Annotated in this window: 15 protein-coding genes and 2 riboswitches; of the genes, 3 read left to right on the forward strand and 12 right to left on the reverse strand. The window is 42.0% G+C overall.

Annotation, left to right across the window (positions count from 1 at the left end; genetic code table 11):
• Positions 1 to 22: 22 nt before the first annotated feature.
• The 8 genes from BFI01S_RS05625 to BFI01S_RS05660 all read right to left on the reverse strand — a co-directional run bounded on the left by BFI01S_RS05625 (position 23) and on the right by BFI01S_RS05660 (position 5301).
• Positions 23 to 337 (reverse strand): DMT family transporter, encoded by a 315-nt coding sequence (locus BFI01S_RS05625; protein ID WP_061791732.1) that lies wholly within the window; start codon positions 335 to 337, stop codon positions 23 to 25.
• Complete coding sequence (locus BFI01S_RS05630) at positions 337 to 672, reverse strand: DMT family transporter (RefSeq protein WP_061791775.1); 336 nt, start codon at positions 670 to 672, stop codon at positions 337 to 339. The genes BFI01S_RS05625 and BFI01S_RS05630 overlap by 1 nt, the downstream gene beginning before the upstream one ends.
• Positions 673 to 744: 72 nt before the next feature.
• Positions 745 to 844: riboswitch (guanidine-I (ykkC/yxkD leader) on the reverse strand.
• Positions 845 to 911: 67 nt separating this feature from the next.
• The gene (locus tag BFI01S_RS05635) at positions 912 to 1190 is read right to left on the reverse strand and encodes a replicative helicase loader/inhibitor (protein ID WP_061791733.1); all 279 of its coding nucleotides are present in this window, start codon (positions 1188 to 1190) and stop codon (positions 912 to 914) included.
• Between the two features lie 85 nt (positions 1191 to 1275).
• Positions 1276 to 2031 (reverse strand): exodeoxyribonuclease III, encoded by a 756-nt coding sequence (locus BFI01S_RS05640; protein ID WP_061791734.1) that lies wholly within the window; start codon positions 2029 to 2031, stop codon positions 1276 to 1278.
• 206 nt (positions 2032 to 2237) lie between these two features.
• Entirely contained in the window at positions 2238 to 2888 is a 651-nt protein-coding gene (thiE, locus tag BFI01S_RS05645; protein ID WP_061791735.1) for a thiamine phosphate synthase, read from the reverse strand.
• Positions 2878 to 3702, reverse strand: a complete 825-nt coding sequence (gene thiD, locus BFI01S_RS05650; protein ID WP_061791736.1) for a bifunctional hydroxymethylpyrimidine kinase/phosphomethylpyrimidine kinase — start codon at positions 3700 to 3702, stop codon at positions 2878 to 2880. Before thiD ends, thiE begins: the two co-directional genes overlap by 11 nt.
• An 11-nt stretch (positions 3703 to 3713) precedes the next feature.
• Complete coding sequence (gene thiM / locus BFI01S_RS05655; protein ID WP_061791737.1) at positions 3714 to 4526, reverse strand: hydroxyethylthiazole kinase; 813 nt, start codon at positions 4524 to 4526, stop codon at positions 3714 to 3716.
• A gap of 13 nt (positions 4527 to 4539) precedes the next feature.
• A complete protein-coding gene (locus tag BFI01S_RS05660; protein WP_061791738.1) occupies positions 4540 to 5301 on the reverse strand; it encodes a 3-oxoacyl-ACP reductase in 762 nt (253 codons plus the stop codon).
• A gap of 108 nt (positions 5302 to 5409) precedes the next feature.
• A riboswitch (TPP riboswitch) is annotated at positions 5410 to 5522 on the reverse strand.
• A 116-nt stretch (positions 5523 to 5638) separates the two neighbouring features.
• Between BFI01S_RS05660 and BFI01S_RS05665 the strand changes: the two genes are divergently transcribed.
• Positions 5639 to 6100: an OsmC family protein gene (locus BFI01S_RS05665; protein WP_061791739.1), complete on the forward strand. Its 462-nt coding sequence runs from the start codon at positions 5639 to 5641 to the stop codon at positions 6098 to 6100.
• Between the two features lie 33 nt (positions 6101 to 6133).
• Here BFI01S_RS05665 and BFI01S_RS05670 read toward each other — a convergent pair whose 3' ends face one another.
• Both BFI01S_RS05670 and BFI01S_RS05675 read right to left on the reverse strand, forming a co-directional pair.
• Positions 6134 to 6883 (reverse strand): Cof-type HAD-IIB family hydrolase, encoded by a 750-nt coding sequence (locus BFI01S_RS05670; RefSeq protein ID WP_061791740.1) that lies wholly within the window; start codon positions 6881 to 6883, stop codon positions 6134 to 6136.
• A 245-nt stretch (positions 6884 to 7128) separates the two neighbouring features.
• Positions 7129 to 7419, reverse strand: coding sequence for a hypothetical protein (locus BFI01S_RS05675; RefSeq protein ID WP_061791741.1), 291 nt, complete (start codon positions 7417 to 7419; stop codon positions 7129 to 7131).
• A 138-nt stretch (positions 7420 to 7557) separates the two neighbouring features.
• Here BFI01S_RS05675 and BFI01S_RS05680 point away from each other — a divergent pair, with 138 nt between their 5' ends.
• Positions 7558 to 8622: an AbrB family transcriptional regulator gene (locus BFI01S_RS05680; RefSeq protein ID WP_061791742.1), complete on the forward strand. Its 1065-nt coding sequence runs from the start codon at positions 7558 to 7560 to the stop codon at positions 8620 to 8622.
• Positions 8623 to 8664: 42 nt separating this feature from the next.
• Here BFI01S_RS05680 and BFI01S_RS05685 read toward each other — a convergent pair whose 3' ends face one another.
• Positions 8665 to 9417: a C39 family peptidase gene (locus BFI01S_RS05685; protein WP_061791776.1), complete on the reverse strand. Its 753-nt coding sequence runs from the start codon at positions 9415 to 9417 to the stop codon at positions 8665 to 8667.
• A gap of 311 nt (positions 9418 to 9728) precedes the next feature.
• On the opposite strand from BFI01S_RS05685, the gene BFI01S_RS05690 reads away from it, so the two are divergent.
• Positions 9729 to 10649 carry a MerR family transcriptional regulator gene (locus BFI01S_RS05690; RefSeq protein WP_235831111.1) on the forward strand — a complete coding sequence of 307 codons (921 nt, stop codon included), beginning with the start codon at positions 9729 to 9731 and terminating at the stop codon, positions 10647 to 10649.
• 327 nt (positions 10650 to 10976) lie between these two features.
• Here BFI01S_RS05690 and speD read toward each other — a convergent pair whose 3' ends face one another.
• The gene (gene speD, locus BFI01S_RS05695) at positions 10977 to 11801 is read right to left on the reverse strand and encodes an adenosylmethionine decarboxylase (protein WP_061791744.1); all 825 of its coding nucleotides are present in this window, start codon (positions 11799 to 11801) and stop codon (positions 10977 to 10979) included.
• Positions 11802 to 11998: the final 197 nt, after the last annotated feature.

The following is an 11998-nucleotide window of genomic DNA, read 5'->3' on the forward strand; positions in this document are numbered from 1 at the left end:
CCTATACAATTCCATTATATATCTAAGATACAAGTTTAAGTCCAATTGCTGCGCTTAATACCATTGCAATAAAGAATATCCGTTTGGCATCTTTCGGTTCTCCGTATAGGATCATGCCAAGGATCGCTCCGCCTGCGGCACCGATTCCAGTCCAGACCGCATAAGCTGTACCCATCGGCAGTTCTTTCATGGCCAGTGCAAGGAACAAGAAGCTGGCGCCAAAACCTCCAACCAGCAGAAGTAAGGATTGCCAATTCCTTTTTTTGTGCAGGCTGTTAATCATGGTGACACCTGTCATTTCAAAAAGGCCAGCCAGAATTAAAAACACCCAGCTCATCAACTTTCAGCTCCTTTTGATTCATCCTCATTTGTCACTAGCTTTAAGCCCAGAACACCTAATAACAAAATAAGAACCAGAATTATTTTAGATAATTTCAAAGGCTCTCCGAAAAATATGATTTCAGATAAAACTGTACCAGCAGTGCCTAAGCCAACAAAGACAGCATAAACCGTTCCCACAGGCAGGACTTTGCCAGCCATGATCATCAAATAAAAACTGACTGCTATGCATAGGATGGTCCCTGCCCATGATAATGGATCATCCGCATGCTTTAAACCAATCACCCAAAACACTTCAAAAAATGCGGCTATAAATACCTTCAGCCACTGCATGAAATCAGCCCCTTTTAAACGAATAGTATTCCCGGAAAAAGAAAAAAGCCCGGAAGATATCTGATGAACAGTATCTCCCAGGCTTTTATCCTTCCGTGGCATAGCTAATATAGCTATGAGTTTTCTCTCGGACCAGGCCAGCAGCTGCTGCGGAACCCTAGAAAACCTTTTTATTAGATTTTACTGGCATTATAACAAAATAAAATCAGCTTTTCCATAATAATTGATGGAAATAGATATCAAGACACATGATCAGCAAGGACATATTCTATTTCCCATTTCCTGCTGTCTGACATTTCAGCTGATAAAGAAAGCAGTGAGCACGTGGATGCAAGATGGCTGATTGATGGCGGATAAGGACTTCTCCTAATATGGCCTTTAATATAGTTTAAAGCCATTTCATAGTCGAAATCACGGCAATAATCAAAATAATAATGAACGATTTCGTTTTTAATCCGAAATGAGGGATAGATTCTTTCAATAAGAACAAAAAGCTTCAGCATCTCTGTTTTGTTCATTTTACCAATCCTTTATTATTATGTTAATTCAATTATTGCCTTTTTTACTAAAACAAAACCCCTGCATCTCCGCTGGGGTTTCGCTTTACATATCCAATTCAAGTGCTACCGGGCAATGATCGCTGCCCATAATGTCGCAGTGAATCTGTGAATCTATTATTTTTTCCTGAAGCTTTTCTGACACAATAAAATAATCGATCCGCCAGCCGATATTCCGCTCTCTAACCTTGGCCATATATGACCACCAAGTATAAGCTCCCTCAGCATCAGGATATTTATAGCGGAATGCATCTACAAACCCGGAACCCAGCAATCTGGTCATTTTTCCGCGTTCTTCATCCGTAAAACCTGAGTTTCCCCTGTTGGATTTAGCATTTTTTAAATCTTTTTCGAAATGTGCCACGTTTAAGTCACCGCACATGATCACAGGCTTAATCTTATCCAGGCCGAGTAAATACTCCCGAATCCGCTCTTCCCACTCAAGGCGGTATGGAAGCCTTGCCAAGTCACGCTGTGAATTCGGAGTATAGACATTGACGAGATAAAAGCCATCATATTCAAGCGTGAGAATCCTGCCTTCAGGTTCTGTTTCCTCATCATTCAATCCATAGCGAACAGAGAGCGGCTCTTTCTTTGTAAAAACAGCTGTACCGGAATACCCTTTTTTTATCGCATAATTCCAGTATTGGTGATAGCCTTCCAGTATAAGTTCAATCTGTCCTTCCTGCAGTTTGGATTCCTGAATGCAAAATATGTCTGCATCCACTTCATTGAAATAATCCATGAATCCTTTTTTCACACATGCCCTTATGCCATTCACATTCCATGAAACGAGTTTCATTGCTATTATATCCCCTTATGTTAAAAAATCTGCCTGATTACAACATTACCATGGAAATTCAATACTTGCACAGTTAAAGTACTGTAACAGGAACGGCAATCCACAAAAAAATGCAGCCTATTTTTAATAAGCGGTGCTCTATTGCCTGAATATCATGGTACCGTCTATACCATAAAAAATGCCCAAATAAATGGGCATTTTTTACATTATTCTCTTACTGCATCATATAACAGTATGGCTGCTTTTTCAGGTGAATCCGCCTGGCTGATTGCAGAAATAACAGAAACACCGTCAGCCCCTGCCTTAATTATGGGAGGTGTATTTTCAGAAGTAATTCCGCCTATTCCTACAACAGGAATTTGGATATCCGCAGATCTTAATTCTGTCAAAAAAGTAAGTCCCTGAACAGCTTTGGCATCTTCCTTTGTGGATGTCGGATAAATAGGCCCTATCCCAAGGTAATCTGCGCCTTGACGGATCGCTGTTTCCGCTTCCTGCATGCTGTGCACTGAGACTCCCAGGATTTTGCTGCCAATTTTCCTTCGGACCACATCGGCTGCTTCATCGTCCTGGCCTATATGGACACCATCTGCATTTATTTTAAGTGCCAGTTCGATATCATCATTTACAATAAAAGGGATACTGCTCTCTTTGCAGATTGCTTGAAGCTTAATTGCGAGCGATTCCTTTTCTTTACCATAAAGGCATCCTGCTCCTTTTTCACGGAATTGAAATAACGTAATTCCTCCTTTGATAGCCGATTGAAGGACTTTTTCAGGATCCTGATGGCAATTGGTGCTGCCCATTATAAAGTATACTTTTAATAAGTTTCTCATTGCCTGCGGATTAACAGCCATATACTTCAGTCTCCTTCTTCCTTCTATTGAACGCCCAGTGATTGGTAGGACCATGACCGCTGCCAATTCCCAAGTCAAATTCAATGGCGGCCTGGATGAATTTTTTCGCGCGATCAACAGCTTCTGGCACAGAAAGACCGTCAGCGAGGCCAGCGGTGATAGCAGCCGAAAAAGTGCAGCCTGTTCCATGTGTGTTGGCTGTTTGTATTCTGCTGCTCTTAAATTCCGAAAACCTTTCTCCGTCAAATAGAAGGTCTGCTGCTATGTCTTTTGCTTCATCATGGCCGCCTTTTATGATGACATTTTTCGCTCCAAGGTGAAGCAGTTTTTTTGCTGCTTCTCTTTTATCCTCCAGTGAACGAATCCTAATGTCCGTTAAAACCTCTGCCTCTGGAATATTCGGGGTAATCACCATAGAGAGCGGTATAAGATGCTTTTTCATCGCTAATATCGCTTCATCCTGAAGAAGACTTGCTCCTCCCTTTGCAATCATCACTGGATCTATGACAACATTTTTCCAGCCGTACTTCACAATTTCATTGGAAACACTCACAATTATCTCTGCACTAAAAAGCATTCCTGTCTTCACTGCGTCAGGCCTGAGGTCTTCTCCAATCGACTGAATTTGAGCAGATACCGCCTCTGCTGTCATTGGATAAACTCCCTGAACGCCCTTGGTGTTTTGAGCGGTCACCGCAGTCAAAGCAGACATGCCGAAAACACCGAGTTCCTGAAATGTTTTTAAGTCTGCCTGAATGCCCGCGCCGCCGCCGCTATCTGAACCCGCTATGGTTAAAGCTTTATTCACTTTCATTTAAAAGCCTCCTATCCGATCGTTTTTTCAAAAGATCCATATGCTTCAACATCTGCAGCAGAAATGTTATATAAGCTATTCAAAAACTCTGCTTGGAAAGTGCCTGGGCCTTTGCCATCCGATTTTCCTGCTGCGATTTCTGCGGCAGATCCATAAACGACCAATGATGCTACTGCCGCTTTTACAGGATCCTTTTCAACCGCAGTGAAAGCTCCTATTACAGAAGTAAGAAGACATCCGGCACCCGTTACTTTCGTTAGAAGAGGATGGCCATTGTTAATGGCAAAAGTGGATCTTCCATCTGAAACGATATCCTGTTTTCCTGTAATAACAGTGATTGCACCAAGTTCTTTTGCTGCCGACTTAGCAAGCTCAGAAATATTCCCTGCTGCTTCTGCTGCATCAACGCCTTTAATACTCCATTTCTGTCCTGCTGCGTTAGCAATTTCTGCTGCATTGCCTCTTATGATGGTAATATCTAATTCTTCTAATAGTCTTTTAGCTGTTTCTGTGCGATAGGCCGTCGCGCCGACACCAACAGGGTCAAAAATGACCGGCACCCCATGATGATTTGCTGCTTTGCCCGCTATGAGCATACTTTTTACTTCTTTTTCAGTCAGTGTTCCCATGTTGAGTACCAATGCGCCAGCTATTTTAGCCATGTCAGCTGCCTCTTCATGTGCATATGCCATCACTGGTGATGCCCCAATTGCCAGCAGGCCATTTGCCGTAAAGTTGGTTACTACCACATTGGTGATATTATGTACCAGAGGATTTGAATCTCTCAGTTTTTCCAATAGACTGCTAATCTCCTGAATGTTCACATTAATTCCTCCTTTAATTCATAACTAGTCCGCCATCAACAACCAAATTCTGTCCTGTAACCGCCCTTGCCCAGGGAGAAGCGAAGAAGACTATGGCATCAGCCACTTCTGCAGGATCTGTGACTTTTTTTAATGGAGTTGAGTTTTCGATAATTTCAAAGACTTCCTTGGATGTCGAAGCACTGGCGTCTGTCGTTCTTAATAATCCACCTGATACCATGTTCGCAGTAATCCCATATTGGCCCAGCTCATTCGCCATATTCCTGGTGAAGCCTAATAAAGCAGCTTTGCTGGTCGTATAGTCATGGTAGGGTACAACTGGATGCTGGAAAAGATTGGTCCCAACCGAGATTATCCTGCCAAACTCCTGTTTTTTCATATCTTCCAGACCTGCCTGAACTGTGTTTAAAGCCCCAAGAATTGCACCTTCAAGCTGGTTTTTGTAATCCTCCCATTTAATTGTTTCTGCATCCTTTTTTGAAACAGGGTCAAATTGAAAGTTCACCAGTGCATTATTGACTATGGTTGTAATGGGGGCTCCAAAGTGATCCTTCACCTTTTGAAACATGGATTTCACTTGGAAACTGTCCCGAATATCAGCACGAATGGCAATGGCTTTTTCGCCAATTTCCATCTGCAGAGCATGGGCTTTTTCCTCGCTATGGAAATAGTTAATGACAACTCTCGCCCCTTCTCTTGCGAATGCTTTTGCTGTTTCTTTGCCCAGCCCTCTGCTGCTGCCTGTAATAATGACAATCTGATCGTTAAGATTCATTGAAAAATCCTCCTTATTAATAGCCAATTCATTTGTTTTTAGAACAAAATAAAAACCAGATCCGTTTAATTGGACCTGGCTGAATAATCTATAGGGAATTAAGTTTGTTCCCCGCAATTACTACTTTCCTACGCTGGTATGATCCAGATCAGGTCCGAAGGGTAAAAAACAGTCCGGTTTCTTTCTCAGCCCGCGAGCATCGGGCACCCCTAGCAGTAAAACTATTAAGTTGGCTGATTTCATCTTAGCCTGAAACGTTAAATCTGTAAAGTCTTGCAATTCTGCCTGTTCCCCTTTAAGGTTTAAATAGAAATAAATAACTTGGAGGAATCAAAGAATGGCTGAACACCATTTCCATTTAAAAGCACATTGGCCTGGACTTCGTAATGATGTTGGAGAAATTGAGACTGGAGGGCTGAAAACAAAGGTTTCCATTCCCCCAGAAATGGAAGGTCCCGGAATCGGAACAAATCCGGATGAAATGCTGCTGGGGGCGGCAGCAACTTGTTATATCATTACACTGGCAGCCATGATGGAACGAAGCAAACTCGAAAAAGAAGACCTTACGATGGAATCGATTGGAATTGTGGATGTAACCAAAGGAGTGATTACGTATAGGAAAATTATTCATCGCCCTATTATCTTGTTAAAGGCTGACGCGACAGAAAAGGATCATTCACTTGCGCGAAAGCTGGCGCAAAAAGCCGAAGCATCCTGTATGATTTCCAGGGCGATTAAAGGAAATGTGGAAATAGCACTGGAAGAAACCATTCAAATTGCCAAAAGAGCATCCAAATAAACCAAAAACCGGCATGTTAGCCGGTTTTTATTCTTAGAGAGCCCACTTTCGGATTGCTTGTGCAACACCAGCTTCATCATTAGTTCCCGTAACAGCATTGGCGGTTTCTTTCACAATATCCTGAGCATTTCCCATTGCTACTCCCCAGCCTGATTCCTCGATCATGGCAATATCATTCAAGCTGTCACCCATTGCCATTACATTATCCATCGAAATGCCAAGAAGCTCTGTTACCTTCTGGATACCTTTGGCTTTGTTGATGCCCAGAGCATTGACTTCAATATTAGTTAAGCTTGAATTTGTAATTTCCAGGTCCCCTTTTGTTCGAAGCTCTTTATGAATGAGTTCCCTGATCTCATCATCTGATATATCAAAGCCAAATTTAAGCCATTCATGATCATGAATATTTTCAGGCATTTCATTCATCCAAACCTGTTCGCAGCTTGTTGCCCAGAATTTGGTCTTATGTGACTGTGATAAATTCCACATCCATTCCATTACTTTAGAATCAACAGGAGTCCTTGTGATTAATTCTCCACCAGGGCCAAATATTTCACTGCCGTTGACCGTGATCAAATAGGAGTTCAATTCCAAAGAATCTGCATGATCGCCAGCCGTGAGCCTGGATCTTCCCGTGCTCAAAATAACTTCAATCCCTTTTTCCTTCGCCTCTCGTATGGCCTTACGGTTCTCATCTGGAATTTCCCCTCTGGAATTCAACAAGGTTCCATCCATATCAAGAGCGATTAATTTGATCTGTGGAGCAATATTTGATTGTGACATAATAATCTCCCTTCTTTCTTTGCACAATATATCCATTATATAAATAAATAATCGGCCCATCAAAAACAAAGCACTTGCGCAGAATCACTTTTTCAATATAGGGGTTATTATTCCCAATCTAAATAATAATAGGCTTACTCAATATGAACAAATGAGGTGATCATGAATGCCTTACATAATATTTTTGATGCCAATCAAGTAAATGGGCAGAGCTTGTACCTATAATGGTGCAGGCTTTTTACTTTTTACCTGAATTGGCCCCCAAAGAATATAATAATCGTGAGGACTGATGAAAGAAACAGGGTAAGGATAATGGAAAATATGACATGAAAGCCCGCCTGCCAGTTTTGGACTTTCTTTAAAACAATGACACCTACGAGGAAAACAAGTACTGTCAGGAGGAGAAGGATTGAAAATGGACGATTCCCTATATTGTGCAGGTAAAGATCATACAGAGGCGAAAAACCCAGCAGCAAAAATAAACCAAGGCATATAAACGACAAGATGAAAACCAGATGGCTTAGTTTTTCCGGCATTGTTAGTCCCCCTTCTATTATACCCGGCTCTTTTATAAATGTATGAAAACATATCATTACATAAAACTTGTAATTCATTCATTATTCAAATATGGTATTAATATCTTTAGGTAAACTAAATAAAAAGAAGGTTTTTTCGTGAAAAAAAATATTTTCATTACCTTTTCTGCTGCTGTACTTGGTGCAGGGTTATTTTCTTTATTGCATATTCCGGTCGCCTTTTTGCTAGGTCCATTGACTGCCGTAATGATTGGAAGCCGGCTCAGCAGGATTCCGTTTTACTGGCCAGCCGGATTTCGCGATGCCGGTATTATTATCGTCGGCTACAGCATCGGCCTTTCTTTTACACAGGAAGCGGTCCTGCTTATCCTCCAAAAGCTGCCATTTATTTTGCTCGTTACTGTTTTGCTTGTTCTCTTTAGTGCCCTTTCTGCCCTTCTCATTGCGAAATTAATGGGCATTGATTATCCAACAGTTCTGATTGGAAGTATTCCCGGAGGTTTATCACAAATGATTCTTCTGGCAGAAGAAGTCAAAGGAATCGATATTACAGTAGTTACCTTTATGCAGGTCGCAAGGCTGATCATGATTATCTTCATTATCCCTGTACTGGTTTTCGGACCGTGGATGAATATCACAAGCGGCACTGGTTTTACAGCTTCAGAAGCATTATGGAGAGATTTATCCCCTGATATTTTGCTCTTTGCCTTCGTTTCCTTTGCAGGGATTATCCTTAGCAGGCGTGTGAAGCTCCCTACCCCGTACCTTCTCGGTCCAATTATGGGAACAGCTGGTCTTGTCATTTCCGGCATAAATGGGCCTCAGCTTCCCCCGTCTGTTTTGGATTTTTCACAGCTGTTAATAGGTGCCCATATCGGCATGATGATGAAGCCTGAAAAGCTGGACAATAAGGTTAAAACGATTTCACTGGCTGCCTTGAGCGGACTGCTTCTCATAGTATGTTCGGTGCTGCTTAGTTTTTTGGTTATTCACGTATTTCATCTTTCCCCTGCCACCGGATTACTGAGCCTTGCACCGGGAGGGATGGATCAAATGGCCATCATCGCCCATGAAACCGGGGCTGACCTGGCCATCGTAACAGGGTATCAGCTTTTTCGCTTATTCTTCATCTTCTTTGTGGTGCCGCCGTTTTTAAAATGGATCTTTTTGAAGTTTAAGAGATTAGCATCATCTGGCGAATAAAGAAGGGGCTGCAAGCTTGCAGCCCCTTCTTTTGCTATTAAGCTAGTTAATGACAACTGCCTGTGACCCCATTAGCTCCCAGGCTTCTATGAATTGCTGTTTAGGCACCTTTTTATTTTTTGTGCCATACGGATCGTTAATATAGATATGTTCCTCATCATATCCGGTTATCGCCACACTATGCATCTGGAAGGTCACATCGACCGGTCCGCCCGGTGTATTCCAGGTTTCAAATGATGCTGCGGGTGACAGGCTTGCCGTTGTAATTATCCAGACCGGCGACCCTTTCGCAACTTTGTCGAGCAGCACATCAAACGGCTTGCCAGTCAGATTCTCAGCACGGTCAGGAAAATACTTTTTCGCGAGTTCGAAAATCGGCCCCTCATAAACGCCAAGTCCTGGACCATCCTCCATATTGCCGACAAAGCCGTCATTTGGATTCCCGTATTCGCCTCCGCTATACTTGAGCGGCACCCGGTCAATTTCCTTTGCTAAGTCATTTTTTGATACTTTAATGCCTTCATAGCTTATAATCATTGCCAAACTGGTAATCTCACATCCATTATATAAACGCGGATGATCCATTTGGTTGTACAATGGCACATCCAGAAGCACCGATTGCTTCTGTACTTCCTGCTTCACTGGCGGTTCATGCTTTGCCTCCGCATGCGGAACAGCTGTATAGTGAATTTCCTTTTCCTTTGAGTGTTCATTGCTCCCCATCTTTATGCTTCCTGCAGTCAGAGACAATCCAACCCCGGCTGCTATAGACATTGCGATAATTCTATTACCCAATTGATCATGCTCCCTTTTCATTTCGCTGTTTTCATAATATTCCAGTTTGCTAAACTTCCCTACCATTGTGCCACACCCGCCTGGATATGACAAATCGGCTGATGGTTGGCAAATTTTTTAAGATTTTTGTCAAAATGGCGGGTTTTTGCTTTTTTCTGATGAATATCGTCTTGTTTTGATAGCTTTTGTCATGCGGCAGGAAAAAGACGGATATCATGCTGAATAGGTTAATTAGAAATCATTCGGAACCCGCTTCCGAATGATTCATAATCTATTTTGGAAAGGGCTGAGTTAAAATGGATACGCAATATATGAAAGCTTATACAATTAAAGAGGTTTCCAAAATGCTGAATGTGCCTCCCGGGACCTTAAGGCAATGGGAAAAGGATTTGAACGGACTTTTGCTGATTCCCAGGTCCAAACAGGGAGCCCGTTTTTATACAGACCATGAAATTGCATTGCTTGATAAAGTGAAGCAAATGCGCGACAAAAACTTGAGCAAGGAAATGATCCGGGAATTAATGCAAAAACATATGGACTATGCTTCTGAAACGGGTTCAACTGCAAATGAAACTGCTTTGGCGGCAATCGAACCGGAAACAGCATTACATAAAGAACATGAGCCAGTCATGGATGCTGAACAGATCATGGCTTTGATGGAAAATTTCAGAGACAGTTTACTTTCAGATGTCAGAAATGAGATTCGCAGCGGCATTCGAAAGGAAGTATTAGAAGAAGTGAAAAAAGAGATTAGCAAAGGATCTTTGCATACCGTTAAAAGCCTGTCGGATTCTATCTACAAATCAGGCGAAAAAACGAAAGCGGAACTTGAATCACTGACAGCGAGGATTGAGCAGACATCAGAAGACACTTCCGAAGCGTTCGGAACTCTTTCGAAAAGGGTTGCGAAGAGTTCGAAACGTACTTCCGATCAAATTCATCAGTTGACTAACAAACTGACTGAATCCTCGGAAGCGTCTTCTGAAGAGTTCAAAACCATGATCCATTACATCTCCTCTTCTGCAGAGGTGACCAGCACCGAAATCAGCTCGCTGATTGAAACATTAAATACGGACAGGGAAATTTATATCGAAACCATTAATAAAGAGCGGGAGCAATATTGGCATGAAGTAAAGCAGCGGGAAGATGTATTTCAGGATATGATTGTCTCCTTCCGAAGCGCTGCTGCCGCACAGGAACCCGGGAAAAAATGGTGGAAGTTCTGGAAATAGGACATGTATATTTTGACCTATGAAAAGAACCAGGAGAGATGCATTCCCCTGGTTCTAGCTTTGCCTTCTGGCCAGGTTTATCTGTTTCCGCCGGAAGATCTAAGAACGGCCTTCTCAGAAAAGTACCCTTTTCCAAGGCTATATCCGTTGCTTTTTCAAACAATTCGACTGTTTGATCGATGCATTTAATAAAAACTGCCATTTCACCTGATGTCAAATGAAACTTGTTTTCTTCCATCCCGAATCCCCCTAATTATCGTTATTCTTTATCATTTCCTGATTTCGGAGGATTATCACAAAAGACTCCCTGATTGGGAGCCTTTACGTTCACTCTGATATAGAACCGGGTTTAATATTTTTTCCGTAAAATATCTCGTCCATCTCTGTTGTAAGCCGCTCAGTAATCTCTTCGGCCTCTTTGGGATCAAGCTTGTCCTTCGTGTAACCAAATAAATAATTATCCAAATCAAAGTCCCTTATTTTACATTTGGTATGAAAGGTGTGTGCCTGGTAAATATTTACGTCGATCATATCAAAATCCTCTTTTGCTTCTTCAGGAATATAGTTCTGGATCGAACTGATATCATGGTCGATATAGAGTTTTTTCCCGTCCTTGTCCCGTGTAAATCCCCTGACTCTGTAATCAATGGTCATGATGTCGGTATCAAAGGAATGGATCAGGTAATTGAGGGCTTTTAGCGGGGAAATTTCTCCGCAGGTGGATACATCTATATCAGCCCTGAATGTGCTGATTCCTTCGTCAGGATGATATTCAGGATAGGTATGAACGGTAATATGACTTTTATCCAGCTGCATGACTACGTTATCCGGCAGCGGACCGGGAGATTCATCATAAGATTCAGCCGGCACTTCCACTACTGGCCCTTCAGATACAAGGACCGTTACACTTGCACCCTGAGGCACATAATCCTGCTGTGCCACATTCAGGACATGAGCACCAATAATATCGGAAACATTCGTTAGTATTTTTGTGAGCCGCTCCGCACTGTATTCCTCATCAATATAATCAATATAGGCTTCACGCTCTTCCCTTGTCCTCGTATAACAAATATCATACATATTAAAGCTGAGTGATTTCGTCAGATTATTAAATCCATGCAGCTCAATTCTTTGTTCCGGTGTTAGTTTCATTATGCTTCCCCCTTTGCAGCTCATCTGTACATTTTTATAATTATGTTACCCAAACTTTTCTTTTAAAAACAGAAAATATCGAATCACGGTTAAAGAGACAGGCAAACAGGGTAGAAAAAAAAGGAAGGCCGCAATGTTTTGCATTTCCGGATTTTTAAATCTTATAATGAATGGGCATACCTTTGATATTGGGTTGA

The sequence above is a fragment of the Cytobacillus firmus NBRC 15306 genome (genome assembly GCF_001591465.1).
In the GTDB taxonomy this organism is placed as follows: Bacteria; Bacillota; Bacilli; order Bacillales; family Cytobacillaceae; genus Cytobacillus; species Cytobacillus firmus.